We start from the raw sequence: 17,341 nt of genomic DNA on the forward strand, positions 1-17,341 counted from the left end.
CCAAGTTAGTTATCGACCACTAACTTACTGCCCATGGTGAGGATGAGCGCAGAAGAGCGGCGCGAGAGCGTGGTCCGTGCGGCGATGGTCGAATTCGCCCGCAACGGCTACCACGGCACCTCCACCGAGGTGATCGCCAAGCGCGTGGGGGTCTCGCAGCCCTACCTCTTCCGCTTGTTCCCGAACAAGCAGGCCATCTTCCTCGCGGCCTCCGGCCGCTGCGTCGAGGAGATCATCGCGGCCTTCCAGGGCGCGTCCGAGGGGCTCCGCGGCGAGGAGGCCCTCGCGGCGATGGGCGACGCCTACCAGCGGCTGATCACCGAGGACCGGGACAAGCTGCTCCTGCAGATGCAGATCTACGTGACGGCGGCCGCCGCGGAGGCGTCGGGCGACCACGAGTTCGGCAAGGCGGCACGGGCCGGGTGGACGGAGCTGTACGACACGATCCTGCTGGCGCTGGGCGCGGACGCGGCCGGGGCGACGTCGTTCCTGGCGTGCGGGATGCTCATCAACACCCTGGTGGCGCTGGGGTTCCCGCCCGAGGACCGGGTGTGGGAAGGGCTCAACGGGCCGCAGGGGATGTGCGGCGGATAGCCGCCGGAGCGCCTTGCCGGGCCACGGCTGCCGCGCAAAGTTAGTGATCAATAACTAATCCAGAACACTTCACTTCGTAGGGGGAACCATGCCGAAGCAGCAGGAGCGAGCGGACCGACCGACAGGGGGGCGGCCGGGCGGGCAACGCTGGGGTGCGGGCTGGGCGTTGGCGGTGACCAGTGTCGCGGGGTTCATGGCGGCGCTGGACAACCTGGTGGTCACCACCGCGCTCCCCTCGATCCGGGAGGATCTCGGGGGAGCCCTCGACGACCTCGAATGGACGGTGAGCGCGTACACCCTCACCTTCGCGGTGCTGCTCATGTTCGGAGCGGCGCTCGGCGACCGGTTCGGGCGCAGGAGGCTCTTCATCACCGGGCTGACGGTCTTCACCGGCGCCTCGGCGGGTGCGGCGCTGTCGTCCGGGATCGACGGGCTGATCGCGGCCCGCGCGATCCAGGGGGTCGGCGCCGCGATCATGATGCCGCTCACCCTCACGCTGCTGACCGCGGCCGTGCCCGCGGCCAGGCGCGGCCTGATGTACGGGATCTGGGGCGCGGTGAACGGCCTGGCCGTGGCGTCCGGCCCGCTGATCGGCGGCAGCCTGACGGAACACGCGTCCTGGCAGTGGATCTTCTGGCTGAACGTTCCGCTCGGCCTGCTCGTCCTGCCGCTGGCCCGGCTGCGTCTGAACGAGTCGTACGGCACGGGTGCGCCGCTGGACATCGTGGGCACGCTGCTCGCCAGCGGTGGGCTCTTCGGGATCGTGTACGCGCTGATCCGCGGCAACCCGGACGGCTGGACCAGCGCGACCGTGCTCACCGGGCTGATACTCGGCGGCGCTCTGCTGGCCGGCTTCGTGGTGCACGGGATGCGCGCCGCGAACCCGATGCTGCCGATGCGGCTGTTCCGCAGCAGGGCGTTCGCGGCGATCAACGCGGCGAGCCTGCTGATGTTCGTCGGGATGTTCGGCTCGATCTTCCTGCTCAGCCAGTTCCTGCAGAACGTCATCGGATACTCGCCCACCGAGGCGGGCCTGCGCATGCTGCCCTGGACCGGCATGCCGATGATCGCCGCGCCCATCGCGGGCTTCCTGTCCGACAAGATCGGCGGGCGGCCGGTCGTCGCGGCGGGCCTCGCGCTCCAGGCCGCGGGCCTCGCCTGGTTCGCGCTGATCGTCTCGCCGCAGATGTCGTACGCGGAGCAGCTGCCGGCGCTGATCATCAGCGGGATCGGCATGGGCCTGTACTTCGCCCCGGCGGCGAACCTCGTGATGTCGAGCGTGCGCCCCTCCGAACAGGGCATCGCCTCGGGCGCGAACAACGCGCTCCGGGAAGTCGGCGGTGCGCTCGGCATCGCGGTACTGGCGTCGGTCTTCTCCGCACAGGGCGGTTACGGATCGGCGCAGGCCTTCGTCGACGGCCTGGGCCCGGCGCTGTGGGCAGGCGCGGGAGCGGTCGCCGTGGCGGCGGTGGCGGCGGCGCTGCTCCCCCGCCGGGCGACGCCCCTCCCGGGGGTCACCGAGGACCCGGTACCCGAGCGAGAGCTGGTGGCCTGAGCGGCGGCGGCTCTCCCCGCCCGCCCGCCGGGGTAACCACTGGCCATGGGGTTTGAAGGTGGTGGCGCACATGGGGCGGACGCTGTCCGGCCGGGTGGGGACGTGGCGGGGTGCCCCCGCAAGGAGGAGTGCCGGCGCCGGGTTCCCGTAGGGCGGGCCTGTACGGGCGCGACGTATGAGGAGGTACCCCGCCGCGTTCACACCCCCCACCCCCCGATAGGGCGCACCACCCCGGTGGGGACGCGGCGCGGGCCGACCGCACCCGGCCGCACTGCCGACCGCAGGGCGGCGCCCCCTCCACGGCCGATGACGCCGCGGACCCGGCGCGCCCCGCACCCGGCCGCGCTGACCGCCCCGCGCTGACCGCCCCGCACTGCCCGCCGCACGGCCGCGCCCCCGTACGCTGGACCCCGTGCAGGAACTCCACGATGCCCCCCTCGCCCCCCTGACCACCCTCCGCCTCGGCGGCCCGGCGGACCGCCTCGTCACCGCCACCACCGACGACGAGGTCATCGCCGCCGTCCGCGAGGCCGACGACAGCGGCACCCCGCTGCTGATCATCGGCGGCGGCAGCAACCTGCTCATCGGTGACAAGGGCTTCGCCGGCACCGCCCTGCGCATCGCCACCCGGGGCTTCGCGCTCGACGGCACCCGCCTCGAACTGGCCGCAGGCGAAGTGTGGAGCGACGCCGTGGCCCGCAGCGTCGAGGCCGGGCTCGCCGGCATCGAGTGCCTCGCCGGCATCCCCGGCTCGGCCGGCGCGACCCCGATCCAGAACGTCGGCGCGTACGGCCAGGAAGTCTCCAGCACCATCACGCACGTCGTCGCGTACGACCGCCAGGACCGCGCCACCGTCACGCTCACCAACGCCGAGTGCGACTTCTCGTACCGGCACAGCCGCTTCAAGCAGCACCCCGACCGCTACGTCGTGCTCCGCGTGGTCTTCGACCTGGAGGACGCGGGCGGGCTGTCCGCGCCGGTCAAGTACGCCGAGACCGCCCGCACCCTGGGCGTCGAGCCCGGCGACCGCGTCCCGGCCGCCACCGCCCGCGAGACCGTGCTCAAGCTGCGCGCCGGCAAGGGCATGGTGCTCGACCCGGAGGACCACGACACCTGGTCGGCGGGGTCGTTCTTCACCAACCCGATCCTCCCCAACGAGGCGTACGCGGCGTTCCTCGCCCGCGCCCAGGAGCGGCTCGGCGCGGACGTGACGCCCCCGGCGTGGCCCGTCGGCGCCGACCGCACCAAGACCTCGGCGGCCTGGCTGATCGACAAGGCCGGGTTCACCAAGGGGTACGGAACCGGCCCCGCCCGCATCTCCACCAAGCACACCCTCGCCCTCACGAACCGGGGTGCCGCCACGACCGAGGACCTGCTGGCGCTCGCCCGCGAGGTCGTCGCCGGTGTGGAGCGGGCCTTCGGGGTGACCCTGGTGAACGAGCCGGTGGGCGTGGGAGTAGAGCTCTGAGCCCCACCGGACCGAACCGGATCTGACCGGCTCCGGACAAGGCCGGGCCGAAGGGAAGCGCCCCGTGACGCTCCCTTTCGACCCGGCCCGCCCCTACTCTCCCCCTTCACCGGCGGCCCGGCCTCAGTACGCCACCCCCACACCCTGCTTCACCGTGGCGGGGTCGCCGACGCAGGCCAGCATCGCGTGGGCCACATCCGTCCGGGCGATGGTCCGCCCGGCCCGGGGGTTGCCGCCGACGACCCGGCGGTACACGCCGGTGAGCGGCTTGTCGGTGAGCTTGGGAGGGCGTACGGACGTCCAGTCCGTGGCGCTGGCCGCCAACGCGTCCTCCATCGCCCGCAGATCGACGTACACCTCCTTCAGGAGGGTGCTGATCAGGGACCGCATGCCGCGGTCGAGGAGCCCGTCGCCGGGCGCCTCGGGTCCGACGGGGGCCGCGCTCACGACGACGATGCGCCGCGTGCCCTCGGCCTCCATCGCGGCGAGCACCGCCCGGGTGAGCGGGGTCGTGATGCCGGCGTCCGAGCGCTTGCGGGCGCCGAGCCCGGACAGCACCGCGTCCCGTCCGGCGACCGCCGCGCGCAGGGGGTCGGGGGAGGTGAGGTCGGCCCGTACGACGTCGAGGCCGGGGCCGGTCACGGCGAACCGGGCCGGGTCGCGCACCACCGCCGTGACCTCGTGGCCCGAAGCCAGCGCCTGCTTGACGATTTCCTGGCCGATGCCGCCGGTGGCACCGAAGACCGTGAGCCTCATCGCTTCACCCTCCTAGGGTGGGTAAGTATTCACTCACCCCTAGAGTGAGTAAGTACTCACCCACGCGTCAAGTCTCGTTGGAGCACACATGCAATCGCCGCCCGCTCGTGTCCGCATCGTCGACGCCGCGCATGAGCTGATGCACACGATCGGGCTTGCGCGGGCCACGACGAAGGAGATCGCGAAGGCGGCGGGGTGTTCGGAGGCGGCGCTCTACAAGCACTTCGCGAGCAAGGAGGACCTGTTCGTGACGGTCCTCAAGGAGCGGCTGCCGAAGCTCGGCCCGCTGGTCGAGCGGCTCGCGGCGGAGCCGGGGGAGCGGTCGGTGGCGGAGAACCTGACGGAGGTCGCGCGCCAGGCGGCGCTGTTCTACGCGGAGAGCTTCCCGATCGCGGCGTCGCTGTACGCGGATCCGCAGCTCAAGCGCCGCCACGACGACGCGCTGCGGGAACTCGGCGCGGGGCCGCACGTGCCGATGGAGGGTCTCGACGCGTATCTCCGTGCGGAGCAGCGGGCGGGGCGGGTCCGGCAGGACGCGGACACGTACGCCGCGGCGTGCCTGCTGCTGGGGGCGTGCGCGCAGCGGGCTTTCGCGTACGACATGACGCCGGACGGGGTGCCGCCGCAGGGGCTGGAGGATTTCGCGCGGGCCGTCGCGGGGACGGTCCTGCGGGGCATCGGGTAGCGGCCGAGCGGGACCGGCCGGGACCCCCGTGCCCCTGTAGGGCACCCGGCGTCCTGGGAGCTACGGCCCGGTCACTGTGCGAGCCATTGGTCCACTCCGGCCAGCAATCCCTCCCGCACGTCCGCGGGCGCGGCCGTCGCACGGATCGACTGGCGGGCCAGCTCGGCCAGTTCGGGGTCGGTGAAGCCGTGGTCGTGGCGGGCGATCTCGTACTGGGCCGCCAGGCGCGAGCCGAAGAGGAGGGGGTCGTCCGCGCCCAGCGCCATCGGCACGCCCGCGTCGTACAGCACCCGCAGCGGCACGTCCTCGGGCTTCTCGTAGACACCGAGGGCGACGTTGGACGCGGGACACACCTCGCAGGTGATGCCCTTGTCGGCGAGGCGCCGCAGCAGGCGCGGGTCCTCCGCGGCGCGCACCCCGTGCCCGATCCGCCGCGCGTGCAGGTCGTCGAGGCAGTCCCGTACGGAGGAGGGGCCGGCCAGTTCGCCGCCGTGCGGGGCCGCGAGCAGCCCGCCCTCGCGCGCGATGGCGAAGGCCCGGTCGAAGTCCCTTGCCATGCCCCGGCGTTCGTCGTTGGAGAGGCCGAACCCGACCACGCCCCGGTCGGCGTAGCGGACCGCGAGCCGGGCCAGGGTGCGCGCGTCCAGGGGGTGCTTCATACGGTTCGCCGCGACCACGACCCGCATCCCGAGCCCCGTCTCGCGCGAGGCGGCGTCGACCGCGTCCAGGATGATCTCCAGGGCCGGGATGAGGCCACCCAGGAGCGGGGCGTACGAGGTGGGGTCGACCTGGATCTCCAGCCAGCCGGAGCCGTCCCTGACGTCTTCCTCCGCGGCCTCGCGCACCAGGCGCTGAATGTCCTCGGGGGCCCGCAGACACGACCGGGCCGTGTCGTAGAGACGCTGGAAGCGGAACCAGCCGCGCTCGTCGGTGGCCCGCAGCTTCGGGGGTTCCGCGCCGGTCAGCGCGTCGGGCAGCCGTACGCCGTACTTGTCGGCGAGCTCCAGCAGAGTGGCGGGCCGCATGGACCCGGTGAAGTGCAGATGCAGATGGGCCTTCGGCAGGGCAGAGACATCACGTACGTGCTCCATCCAGGGATCTTGCCGCACCCGGCCGGTTTCCGGCAGCCCCTTTCCCCGATCGGGACCGGCCCCGAACGCAGAAACGGGCCCCAGGGGGCCCGCTCCCGCGAGGTGACGCGACGGAACCTAGTCCCGCGCCTCCGCCAGCAGCTTCTGGATGCGCGAGACGCCCTCGACGAGGTCCTCGTCGCCCAGCGCGTACGAGAGGCGCAGGTAACCCGGGGTGCCGAAGGCCTCGCCGGGGACGACCGCGACCTCGGCCTCGTCGAGGATGAGCGCCGCGAGCTCGGCCGACGTCTGCGGGCGCTTGCCGCGGATCTCCTTGCCGAGCAGGCCCTTCACCGACGGGTAGGCGTAGAAGGCGCCCTCCGGCGTCGGGCAGACGACGCCGTCGATCTCGCTCAGCATCCGCACCATCGTCGTACGGCGCCGGTCGAAGGACTCGCGCATCCTCGCGACCGCGTCCAGGTTGCCGGTGACCGCGGCGAGCGCGGCGACCTGGGCCACGTTGGACACGTTGGAGGTGGCGTGCGACTGGAGGTTGGTCGCGGCCTTGACGACGTCCTTCGGGCCGATGATCCACCCGACCCGCCAGCCCGTCATGGCGAAGGTCTTGGCGACGCCGTTGACGACGATGCACTTGTCGCGCAGCTCGGGCACGATCGCCGGCAGCGAGGTGAACGCGGCGCTGCCGTACACCAGGTGCTCGTAGATCTCGTCGGTCATGACCCACAGGCCGTGCTCGACGGCCCAGCGCCCGATGGCCTCGGCGTCGGCCTCGGTGTAGACGGCGCCGGTCGGGTTGGACGGGGAGACGAACAGGACGACCTTCGTCCGCTCCGTGCGCGCCGCCTCCAGCTGCTCCACCGAGACCCGGTAGCCGGTCGTCTCGTCGGCCACCACGTCCACCGGGACGCCGCCCGCGAGGCGGATCGACTCGGGGTAGGTGGTCCAGTACGGAGCCGGCACGATGACCTCGTCGCCCGGGTCGAGGATCGCCGCGAACGCCTCGTAGATCGCCTGCTTGCCGCCGTTGGTCACCAGGACCTGCGAGGCGTCCACCTCGTACCCGGAGTCGCGCAGGGTCTTCGCGGCGATGGCCGCCTTGAGCTCGGGCAGCCCGCCGGCCGGCGTGTACCGGTGGTACTTCGGATTGCGGCAGGCCTCGACCGCGGCGTCGACGATGTAGTCGGGCGTCGGGAAGTCGGGTTCGCCCGCGCCGAAGCCGATCACCGGGCGCCCGGCGGCCTTGAGGGCCTTGGCCTTGGCGTCGACGGCGAGGGTCGCGGACTCGGAGATCGCACCGATGCGCGCGGAGACCCGGCGCTCGGTGGGGGAGGAGGACGAGGGAGTTGCAGCGCTCATGCGGGCCATGGTCCCAGACCTGCCGCGGCGGGAGCACCCGCGTTTCACGGACCGGTCAGCATGTGGACAGGCGTCCGAACCGCGTGCGGTGGGGCGGTGGCGCGGCCGGGATCCGGCGGTGGTGGGGCGAGGGTGCGGAGGTGACCGCGGGGTGTCCGGGGGGAAGCTGTTCGACGCCGGGCCGCCGACCACGTACACTCACTGCCTGTTGGCCCTCACCGACCACACCACCGCATGCGGTAGGTTGGGGGAACCACAAAGGGTCGTAGCTCAATTGGTAGAGCACTGGTCTCCAAAACCAGCGGTTGGGGGTTCAAGTCCCTCCGGCCCTGCTACACACTCCTTCGCCAGGATGTGTGCGCATGTACGTACTTCAATGCACCGCCGTGCGGCTCCACCGGGCGCGGCACGGCCATGACCCGGAATCAGGTGAGAAGCGTGACGGACGCCGTGGGCTCCATCGACATGCCTGATGCCCAGGACGAGGCAGCGGAGTCCAAGGATTCGAAGAAGAAGGCCCGCAAGGGCGGTAAGCGCGGAAAGAAGGGCCCTCTGGGCCGTCTCGCGCTCTTCTACCGGCAGGTTGTCGCCGAACTCCGAAAAGTTGTCTGGCCGACACGCAGTCAGCTGACGACGTACACCTCCGTAGTGATCGTGTTCGTCGTCATCATGATTGGCATCGTGACGTTGATTGACTCCGGCTTCTCGCAGGTAGTCAAGTACGTCTTCGGCTGATCCGCGAAGGGCGCCCCTTTTGGCGCCCCTTTCGCATGTTCCACCCCATCTGTAGCCAGGAAGAAGCAGCCACCGTGTCTGACCCGAACCTGAACGACGCCTCCGAGTCGGTCGAGTCCGTCGAGGACGAGCTCGACATCGTCGAGGCGTCCGACGAGGACGAGGCCGAGGCTGCCGACGCCGCTGCGGGCGAAGCGGCCGAAGAGGCTGCCCTGCACGTCGAGTCCGACGACGCCGAGACCGCCGAGCCCGAGACCGACGAGGTCGAGGCTGCCGCGGCGAGCGACGCAGAGGACGCCGAGTCGGACGAGGAGTCCGCGGAGCCCACCGAGTCCGCCGACGCCGACGAGACCGATGACGCCGAAGCCTCCGATGACGAGGACGAGACCGAGGAGCCGGCGGAGCCCGCCGCCCCGGTCGACCCCGTCGAGGCCCTGCGCCAGGAGCTCCGCTTCCTGCCCGGCGAGTGGTACGTCATCCACACGTACGCCGGTTACGAGAAGCGCGTGAAGGCCAACCTCGAACAGCGTGCCGTCTCGCTGAACGTCGAGGAGTTCATCTACCAGGCCGAGGTCCCCGAAGAGGAGATCGTCCAGATCAAGAACGGCGAGCGCAAGAACGTCCGGCAGAACAAGCTGCCCGGTTACGTTCTCGTCCGCATGGATCTGACGAACGAGTCCTGGGGCGTCGTCCGCAACACCCCCGGTGTCACCGGCTTCGTGGGCAACGCCTACGACCCGTACCCGCTGACCCTCGACGAGATCGTCAAGATGCTCGCCCCCGAGGCCGAGGAGAAGGCGGCCCGCGAGGCCGCCGAGGCCGAGGGCAAGCCGGCCCCGCAGCGCAAGGTCGAGGTCCAGGTCCTGGACTTCGAGGTGGGCGACTCGGTCACCGTCACCGACGGCCCGTTCGCGACGCTGCAGGCGACGATCAACGAGATCAACGCCGACTCGAAGAAGGTCAAGGGCCTCGTCGAGATCTTCGGTCGCGAGACCCCGGTCGAGCTCAGCTTCGACCAGATCCAGAAGAACTAGCGGCACCGCCGGTCGGCGCTTTCTGGAACCAGCACTTCCGAGCAGGTCAGAGAGGCTCTCGCAGCCCCTCTGACCTGCTCGGTTTTTAGCCGCGCAGCTATACCCGTTATCGTTGTGCGGTATGCCTCCATCCGGTTGATCGGATGAAGGCGGTTCACTCTCACTAGGACCCGGAGAGAGCAATGCCTCCCAAGAAGAAGAAGGTCACGGGGCTTATCAAGCTCCAGATCAACGCCGGTGCGGCGAACCCGGCTCCGCCGGTCGGCCCCGCGCTCGGCCAGCACGGCGTCAACATCATGGAGTTCTGCAAGGCCTACAACGCCGCGACCGAGTCGCAGCGTGGCTGGGTGATCCCGGTGGAGATCACGGTCTACGAAGACCGCTCCTTCACCTTCATCACCAAGACGCCGCCGGCCGCGAAGATGATCCTCAAGGCCGCTGGTGTCGAGAAGGGCTCCGGCGAGCCCCACAAGACCAAGGTCGCGAAGATCACGCAGGCCCAGGTGCGCGAGATCGCCACGACGAAGCTCGCCGACCTGAACGCCAATGACCTCGACGCCGCGTCGAAGATCATTGCCGGCACCGCCCGTTCCATGGGCATCACGGTCGAGGGCTGATCTCAGCTCACCCCGTTTGACCTCAGTGGTAGGGCCAAGCGCTGGCCCGCACCACGACTCCATGCCTGAACCAACACAGGAGCTGAAGTGAAGCGCAGCAAGACCCTCCGCGCTGCGGACGCCAAGATCGACGCGGACAAGCTGTACGCGCCGCTCGAAGCGGTCCGTCTCGCCAAGGAGACCTCCACGACCAAGTTCGACGGCACCGTCGAGGTCGCCTTCCGCCTGGGTGTCGACCCGCGCAAGGCCGACCAGATGGTCCGTGGCACCGTGAACCTCCCGCACGGCACCGGTAAGACCGCCCGGGTCCTGGTCTTCGCGACCGGCGACCGTGCCGAGGCCGCGCTTGCCGCGGGCGCCGACATCGTCGGCTCCGACGAGCTCATCGACGAGGTTTCGAAGGGCCGTCTGGACTTCGACGCCGTCGTCGCCACCCCGGACCTCATGGGCAAGGTCGGCCGCCTCGGCCGCGTGCTCGGTCCCCGTGGTCTGATGCCGAACCCGAAGACCGGCACGGTCACCCCCGACGTCGCCAAGGCGGTCGAGGAGATCAAGGGCGGCAAGATCGAGTTCCGCGTCGACAAGCACTCGAACCTGCACTTCATCATCGGCAAGGTGTCCTTCGACGACACCAAGCTGGTGGAGAACTACGGTGCGGCTCTGGAGGAGATCCTCCGTCTGAAGCCGTCCGCCGCCAAGGGCCGCTACATCAAGAAGGCGACCCTCGCCACCACGATGGGCCCCGGTATCACCCTGGACCAGAACCGCACCCGCAACCTCCTCGTCGAGGAGGACCCGGCCGCCGTCTGATCCCACGGATCACCGGCAGTCGCGGGTTCGCGTACGGAGACGTACGCCGCGTACTGAAGCCGGCCCCCGCACCTCTCACGAGGCGCGGGGGCCGGTTTTTTTCATGCGCGGCCTGTCAGTGCGCTGAGTTACCGTTGCGAGGGATTCAGCCGGATTGATCTATGGGGTGGGGCAGATGAGCAGGTCCGTCAAGCGTGCCGGGATATCCGTCGCGGCAGTCGCGGTCCTGGTGGCGGGGGCCGCGGGCTGCCAGAGCGGGGGCGACGCCAAGAAGGCCGACGGGGCGCCCGGGAAGGCCGCCCAGCAGTCGAGCCCCAAGGACGCGCGCACGGCGCTCCAGGCGGCGTACAAGAAGACCTCCGCGGCCAAGTCGGCGCGGGTCACCATGAAGATGTCGGTCCCGGCCGGGGCCAAGGGCACCGCGGGTGACGCCGGCGGCGACATCGAGATGAGCGGCGTCCAGTCGTGGGACCCGGCGGCGATGGACATGACCATGAGCGGCTCGGCCTTCGCCCAGGCCGGCGAGGACGCACCGGACAAGATCCGGATGATCCAGCTCGACAACGTCATGTACATGGACATGGGCTCCGCGCTCTCCAAGGAGATGCAGGGCAAGCGCTGGATGAAGATGGATCTCGGCGCCCTCGCCGACGCCGGCGGTGCCGGGGCGTCCGCCCCCTCGCTGACCAGCGGCGCCGAGAAGCAGGACCCGGCCCAGCAGCTCGCGATCCTGACGGACTCGCCGAACGTGAAGCACCTCGGCACCGAGCAGATCGACGGAGTCCAGGCCGAGCACTACAAGGGCACCCTGACGATCGACGAGATGGCCGCGAGCAACCAGGCGCTCGACGGCATGTCCGCCCAGGACCGCAAGAAGCTCCTCGACACCGCGAAGCAGGCCGGCATCAAGGGCTACGACACCGAGCTGTGGATCAACAAGGACGGCTACCCGGTGCAGATGAACCTCGGCATCACCATGCCGGAGGGAAAGACGTCCATCAGCGCCCACTACTCGGACTACGGCACCAAGGTGGCGGTCGCCGCCCCGCCGGCCGCCCAGACGATCGACTTCGCCGAGATGATCAAGCGCGCCGGCGCGGGTTCGGGCTCGGGCGAGAGCGCCTGACGAACCGGCCGCCCGGCAGCTCCCTGGGGCCTTCCGCACCCCGTACGGGCGGATTTGCTTGACACGGACGCCGTAACGTACGCTTCTCCAGAAGCCAAAGACCGCTGGTCGTTGCCGTGCCTTCATTCGAAGGGGCGGTGGCCGAAGGATCCGCTGAATGCGGACGACCCGCGCAGGTGACCGTGGAAAGTTCCCAGGATTCATTCTGGTTGAGCTACGCCCCGTGCGCCTGCGCCGGGGCGTTTCGTTTGTTCAGCCCCTTCTGAGCGGTCCTCATCACCCGGAAGGAGGCCGACGCTCTATGGCAAGGCCCGACAAGGCTGCCGCGGTAGCCGAGCTCGCGGACCAGTTCCGCAGCTCGAACGCCGCCGTGCTGACCGAGTACCGGGGTCTCACCGTGGCGCAGCTCAAGACGCTGCGTCGTTCGCTCGGTGAGAACGCCCAGTACGCCGTGGTGAAGAACACGCTGACCAAGATTGCGGCCAACGAGGCCGGGATCACTTCGCTCGACGACCAGTTCAACGGTCCGACGGCGGTTGCCTTCATCACCGGTGACCCGGTGGAGTCGGCGAAGGGTCTTCGTGACTTCGCCAAGGAGAACCCGAACCTGATCATCAAGGGCGGTGTCCTTGATGGCAAGGCGCTGTCCGCCGATGAGATCAAGAAGCTTGCGGACCTCGAGTCCCGCGAGGTTCTGCTCAGCAAGCTGGCCGGCGCGTTCAAGGGCAAGCAGTCCCAGGCTGCCTCGCTCTTCCAGGCGCTGCCGTCGAAGTTCGTCCGCACCGCGGAAGCGCTTCGCGTCAAGCTCGCCGAGCAGGGCGGTGCCGAGTAACTCGGCTCGCGCATTGATCGCGGCCCCATAGGGGCGCGGTCGCAGCGGGCCGAACGTACGCCCGCCTACATGTACATCCGGCACCCGCCGAATTAGTGGAAGGATCGCCCATCATGGCGAAGCTCAGCCAGGAAGACCTGCTCGCCCAGTTCGAGGAGATGACCCTCATCGAGCTCTCCGAGTTCGTGAAGGCCTTCGAGGAGAAGTTCGACGTCACCGCCGCCGCGGCCGTCGCCGTTGCCGGCCCCGCGGGCCCGGCCGCCGCTGAGGCCGTCGAGGAGCAGGACGAGTTCGACGTCATCCTCACCGGTGCCGGCGAGAAGAAGATCCAGGTCATCAAGGTCGTGCGCGAGCTGACCTCCCTGGGTCTGAAGGAGGCCAAGGACCTCGTCGACGGCGCCCCGAAGCCCGTCCTCGAGAAGGTCGCCAAGGACGCCGCCGAGAAGGCCGCCGAGTCCCTCAAGGGCGCCGGCGCCTCCGTCGAGGTCAAGTAACACCTCGCGGGTCCTCACGGGCCCGCACCGCCCGGCAGGCGCGCTCGCGCGCCGCTGAGCACCGCCAAGGGCGATCACCCATCCGGGTGGTCGCCCTTCGGCGTACCCGCGACGCGTGCCTTGCACGGGGCCCCTCGGGGAGTATGGTGATCTTCGCCGTCTGCTGGTGAGAACGCAGGCGCAGGCCCCGCGACAACTCCCGCGGCGATCTCCGGGGAGCGGAGGGGTCTTGACGAACCGCACGCAGCGCGCAATTCTCAGGACGCGTCGTCACAACGATCCGCATCCGAGGCATGGATCGACGGCGAAGAGGGCAGTACTAATCTGCGTCTGCGTCTGCGCGGCGCACGGCCGACCGAGGTACCGAGGTACTTGAGAAGAGCAACGCGGGTGTCGAAGAATCCGCCCTGGACATCAGTGAGCCGAGTGGCTACACTGTCCCTTTGCGCTGCCTGTTAGCTGCCCCCTGCCCGTCACCAGGGGCATGCCCTCGCTTGAGCACCTCGGATTGAACCGCCCTGACCTGGCCTTTCCGGCCGAATCAGAAACGTCTCTCTCTGTGCCCACGTGGGACCGGTACGCGCGTAGTGAGTCCGAGCCCTCGGAAGGACCCCCTCTTGGCCGCCTCGCGCAACGCCTCGACCGCCAATACGAACAACGGCGCCAGCACCGCCCCGCTGCGCATCTCCTTTGCAAAGATCAAGGAGCCTCTTGAGGTTCCGAACCTTCTTGCGCTGCAGACCGAGAGCTTTGACTGGCTGCTCGGCAATGCCGCTTGGAAGTCCCGCGTCGAGGCCGCTCTCGAGAGCGGACAGGACGTCCCCACCAAGTCCGGTCTGGAGGAGATCTTCGAAGAGATCTCCCCGATCGAGGACTTCTCAGGGTCGATGTCCCTGACCTTCCGCGACCACCGCTTCGAGCCGCCCAAGAACTCGATCGACGAGTGCAAGGAGCGCGACTTCACGTTCGCGGCCCCGCTCTTCGTCACCGCCGAGTTCACCAACAACGAGACCGGCGAGATCAAGTCCCAGACGGTCTTCATGGGCGACTTCCCGCTCATGACCAACAAGGGCACCTTCGTCATCAACGGCACCGAGCGTGTCGTCGTGTCGCAGCTGGTCCGCTCGCCGGGTGTCTACTTCGACTCCAACATCGACAAGACGTCCGACAAGGACATCTTCACGGCCAAGATCATCCCGTCCCGGGGTGCCTGGCTGGAGATGGAGATCGACAAGCGCGACATGGTCGGTGTCCGCATCGACCGCAAGCGCAAGCAGTCCGTCACCGTCCTCCTGAAGGCTCTCGGCTGGACCACCGAGCAGATCCTCGAGGAGTTCGGCGAGTACGAGTCGATGCGCGCCACCCTGGAGAAGGACCACACCCAGGGCCAGGACGACGCGCTGCTCGACATCTACCGCAAGCTGCGTCCCGGCGAGCCGCCGACGCGCGAGGCCGCTCAGACGCTGCTCGAGAACCTCTACTTCAACCCGAAGCGCTACGACCTCGCGAAGGTCGGCCGCTACAAGGTGAACAAGAAGCTCGGCGCCGACGAGCCGCTGGACGCCGGCGTGCTCACCACCGACGACGTCATCGCGACCATCAAGTACCTGGTCAAGCTGCACGCCGGTGAGACCGAGACGGTCGGCGAGTCGGGTCGGAACATCGTCGTCGAGACCGACGACATCGACCACTTCGGCAACCGTCGTCTGCGCAACGTCGGCGAGCTCATCCAGAACCAGGTCCGCACGGGTCTGGCTCGTATGGAGCGCGTCGTGCGTGAGCGCATGACGACCCAGGACGTCGAGGCGATCACGCCGCAGACCCTGATCAACATCCGGCCGGTCGTCGCCTCCATCAAGGAGTTCTTCGGCACCAGCCAGCTGTCGCAGTTCATGGACCAGAACAACCCGCTCTCGGGTCTCACCCACAAGCGCCGTCTGTCGGCGCTCGGCCCGGGTGGTCTCTCGCGTGAGCGGGCCGGCTTCGAGGTCCGTGACGTGCACCCCTCGCACTACGGCCGCATGTGCCCGATCGAGACGCCCGAAGGCCCGAACATCGGTCTGATCGGTTCGCTCGCCTCGTACGGCCGCGTCAACGCGTTCGGCTTCATCGAGACGCCGTACCGCAAGGTCGTCGACGGCCAGGTCACCGACGAGGTCGACTACGTCACCGCCGACGAGGAGGACCGCTTCGTCATCGCGCAGGCCAACGCCGCGCTCAGCGACGAGATGCGGTTCACCGAGCCGCGCGTCCTGGTCCGCCGTCGTGGCGGCGAGGTCGACTACGTGCCCGGCACCGAGGTCGACTACATGGACGTCTCGCCGCGCCAGATGGTGTCGGTCGCGACCGCCATGATCCCGTTCCTCGAGCACGACGACGCCAACCGTGCCCTCATGGGCGCGAACATGATGCGTCAGGCCGTGCCGCTGATCACGTCCGAGGCGCCGCTCGTCGGCACCGGCATGGAGTACCGCTGCGCGGTCGACGCCGGTGACGTCATCAAGGCGGAGAAGGCGGGTGTCGTCCAGGAGGTCTCCGCGGACTACATCACCGTCGCCAACGACGACGGCACGTACACCACGTACCGGATCGCGAAGTTCTCCCGCTCCAACCAGGGCACCTCGGTCAACCAGAAGGTTGTCGTCGACGAGGGCGCCCGCGTGATCGAGGGCCAGGTCCTGGCCGACGGTCCCGCCACCCGCGAGGGTGAGATGGCGCTGGGCAAGAACCTGCTCGTGGCGTTCATGCCGTGGGAGGGTCACAACTACGAGGACGCGATCATCCTGTCGCAGCGCCTCGTGCAGGACGACGTCCTCTCCTCGATCCACATCGAGGAGCACGAGGTCGACGCCCGTGACACCAAGCTCGGCCCGGAGGAGATCACCCGGGACATCCCGAACGTCTCCGAGGAGGTCCTCGCCGACCTCGACGAGCGCGGCATCATCCGTATCGGTGCCGAGGTCGTCGCCGGCGACATCCTCGTCGGCAAGGTCACGCCCAAGGGCGAGACCGAGCTGACGCCGGAAGAGCGCCTGCTGCGCGCGATCTTCGGTGAGAAGGCCCGCGAGGTGCGTGACACCTCGCTGAAGGTTCCGCACGGCGAGACCGGCAAGGTCATCGGCGTACGTGTCTTCGACCGTGAAGAGGGCGACGAGCTGCCGCCGGGCGTGAACCAGCTGGTTCGTGTCTACGTGGCGCAGAAGCGCAAGATCACGGACGGTGACAAGCTCGCCGGCCGTCACGGCAACAAGGGTGTCATCTCGAAGATCCTTCCGATCGAGGACATGCCGTTCCTCGAGGACGGAACCCCGGTCGACATCATCCTCAACCCGCTCGGTGTCCCGTCCCGAATGAACCCGGGACAGGTCCTGGAGATCCACCTCGGCTGGCTCGCCAGCCGCGGCTGGGACGTCTCCGGTCTGGCCGACGACTGGGCCCAGCGGCTGCAGGCCATCGGCGCCGACCAGGTCGCCGCCGGCACCAACGTCGCCACCCCGGTGTTCGACGGCGCCCGCGAGGACGAGATCACCGGCCTCTTCGAGGCCACGATCCCCAACCGCGACGGCGACCGGCTGGTCCAGCCCTCGGGCAAGGCCAACCTGTTCGACGGCCGCTCCGGCGAGCCGTTCCCGGACCCGATCTCGATCGGGTACATGTACATCCTGAAGCTGCACCACCTGGTCGACGACAAGCTGCACGCGCGCTCGACCGGTCCGTACTCGATGATCACCCAGCAGCCGCTGGGTGGTAAGGCCCAGTTCGGTGGCCAGCGCTTCGGTGAGATGGAGGTGTGGGCGCTGGAGGCATATGGCGCCGCGTACGCACTCCAGGAGCTGCTGACCATCAAGTCCGACGACGTGACCGGCCGTGTGAAGGTCTACGAGGCCATCGTCAAGGGCGAGAACATCCCCGAGCCCGGCATTCCCGAGTCCTTCAAGGTGCTCATCAAGGAAATGCAGTCGCTCTGCCTCAACGTGGAGGTGCTGTCCTCGGACGGCATGTCCATCGAGATGCGCGACACGGACGAGGACGTCTTCCGCGCTGCGGAGGAGCTCGGTATCGACCTGTCCCGGCGCGAGCCGAGCAGCGTCGAAGAGGTCTGACGGGTCTGGCGGGGGCTCGCTAGAGCCCCCGCTGTCCCCGGGACCCCCCTCAGACCATCTTGAAGAATCGACCCCGAAAGAGGGA

Annotated in this window: 15 protein-coding genes and 1 tRNA gene; 13 read left to right on the top strand and 3 right to left on the bottom strand. The window is 69.2% G+C overall.

The window, feature by feature from the left end; all coding sequences use genetic code 11:
- The first annotated feature begins 33 nt into the window (after positions 1–33).
- The 3 genes from OOJ98_RS17235 to OOJ98_RS17245 all read left to right on the top strand — a co-directional run bounded on the left by OOJ98_RS17235 (position 34) and on the right by OOJ98_RS17245 (position 3,617).
- Positions 34–594: a TetR/AcrR family transcriptional regulator gene (locus tag OOJ98_RS17235; RefSeq protein ID WP_267055794.1), complete on the top strand. Its 561-nt coding sequence runs from the start codon at positions 34–36 to the stop codon at positions 592–594.
- 88 nt (positions 595–682) lie between these two features.
- Positions 683–2,149 carry a DHA2 family efflux MFS transporter permease subunit gene (locus OOJ98_RS17240; protein ID WP_267055795.1) on the top strand — a complete coding sequence of 489 codons (1,467 nt, stop codon included), beginning with the start codon at positions 683–685 and terminating at the stop codon, positions 2,147–2,149.
- 412 nt (positions 2,150–2,561) lie between these two features.
- Positions 2,562–3,617, top strand: a complete 1,056-nt coding sequence (locus tag OOJ98_RS17245; RefSeq protein WP_267055796.1) for a UDP-N-acetylmuramate dehydrogenase — start codon at positions 2,562–2,564, stop codon at positions 3,615–3,617.
- 123 nt (positions 3,618–3,740) lie between these two features.
- Here OOJ98_RS17245 and OOJ98_RS17250 read toward each other — a convergent pair whose 3' ends face one another.
- Positions 3,741–4,373: an NAD(P)-dependent oxidoreductase gene (locus OOJ98_RS17250; protein ID WP_267055797.1), complete on the bottom strand. Its 633-nt coding sequence runs from the start codon at positions 4,371–4,373 to the stop codon at positions 3,741–3,743.
- Between the two features lie 88 nt (positions 4,374–4,461).
- Between OOJ98_RS17250 and OOJ98_RS17255 the strand changes: the two genes are divergently transcribed.
- Positions 4,462–5,058, top strand: coding sequence for a TetR/AcrR family transcriptional regulator (locus tag OOJ98_RS17255; protein WP_267055798.1), 597 nt, complete (start codon positions 4,462–4,464; stop codon positions 5,056–5,058).
- Positions 5,059–5,129: 71 nt separating this feature from the next.
- On the opposite strand, the gene OOJ98_RS17260 is transcribed toward OOJ98_RS17255, so the two are convergent.
- Both OOJ98_RS17260 and OOJ98_RS17265 read right to left on the bottom strand, forming a co-directional pair.
- Positions 5,130–6,149 carry an adenosine deaminase gene (locus tag OOJ98_RS17260; RefSeq protein ID WP_267055799.1) on the bottom strand — a complete coding sequence of 340 codons (1,020 nt, stop codon included), beginning with the start codon at positions 6,147–6,149 and terminating at the stop codon, positions 5,130–5,132.
- A gap of 117 nt (positions 6,150–6,266) precedes the next feature.
- On the bottom strand, positions 6,267–7,505 hold the full coding sequence (locus OOJ98_RS17265) for a pyridoxal phosphate-dependent aminotransferase (RefSeq protein ID WP_267055800.1): 1,239 nt from the start codon (positions 7,503–7,505) through the stop codon (positions 6,267–6,269).
- Between the two features lie 259 nt (positions 7,506–7,764).
- Between OOJ98_RS17265 and OOJ98_RS17270 the strand changes: the two genes are divergently transcribed.
- From OOJ98_RS17270 to rpoB, 9 genes are all read left to right on the top strand, one after another.
- Positions 7,765–7,837, top strand: a tRNA-Trp gene (locus OOJ98_RS17270).
- 106 nt (positions 7,838–7,943) lie between these two features.
- Positions 7,944–8,240, top strand: coding sequence for a preprotein translocase subunit SecE (gene secE / locus OOJ98_RS17275; RefSeq protein WP_053731183.1), 297 nt, complete (start codon positions 7,944–7,946; stop codon positions 8,238–8,240).
- A gap of 74 nt (positions 8,241–8,314) precedes the next feature.
- The gene (gene nusG / locus OOJ98_RS17280) at positions 8,315–9,274 is read left to right on the top strand and encodes a transcription termination/antitermination protein NusG (RefSeq protein WP_267055801.1); all 960 of its coding nucleotides are present in this window, start codon (positions 8,315–8,317) and stop codon (positions 9,272–9,274) included.
- Positions 9,275–9,456: 182 nt separating this feature from the next.
- Complete coding sequence (gene rplK, locus OOJ98_RS17285) at positions 9,457–9,891, top strand: 50S ribosomal protein L11 (protein ID WP_267055802.1); 435 nt, start codon at positions 9,457–9,459, stop codon at positions 9,889–9,891.
- An 87-nt stretch (positions 9,892–9,978) separates the two neighbouring features.
- Entirely contained in the window at positions 9,979–10,701 is a 723-nt protein-coding gene (rplA, locus tag OOJ98_RS17290; RefSeq protein WP_267055803.1) for a 50S ribosomal protein L1, read from the top strand.
- A 175-nt stretch (positions 10,702–10,876) separates the two neighbouring features.
- Complete coding sequence (locus tag OOJ98_RS17295) at positions 10,877–11,827, top strand: hypothetical protein (RefSeq protein WP_267055804.1); 951 nt, start codon at positions 10,877–10,879, stop codon at positions 11,825–11,827.
- A gap of 301 nt (positions 11,828–12,128) precedes the next feature.
- On the top strand, positions 12,129–12,659 hold the full coding sequence (gene rplJ / locus OOJ98_RS17300; protein ID WP_189963091.1) for a 50S ribosomal protein L10: 531 nt from the start codon (positions 12,129–12,131) through the stop codon (positions 12,657–12,659).
- A gap of 113 nt (positions 12,660–12,772) precedes the next feature.
- Positions 12,773–13,153, top strand: coding sequence for a 50S ribosomal protein L7/L12 (gene rplL, locus OOJ98_RS17305; RefSeq protein ID WP_267055805.1), 381 nt, complete (start codon positions 12,773–12,775; stop codon positions 13,151–13,153).
- Between the two features lie 617 nt (positions 13,154–13,770).
- Positions 13,771–17,256, top strand: coding sequence for a DNA-directed RNA polymerase subunit beta (gene rpoB, locus OOJ98_RS17310; protein WP_267055806.1), 3,486 nt, complete (start codon positions 13,771–13,773; stop codon positions 17,254–17,256).
- Positions 17,257–17,341: the final 85 nt, after the last annotated feature.

The sequence above is a fragment of the Streptomyces sp. NBC_00083 genome, from assembly GCF_026343295.1.
In the GTDB taxonomy this organism is placed as follows: domain Bacteria; phylum Actinomycetota; class Actinomycetes; order Streptomycetales; family Streptomycetaceae; genus Streptomyces.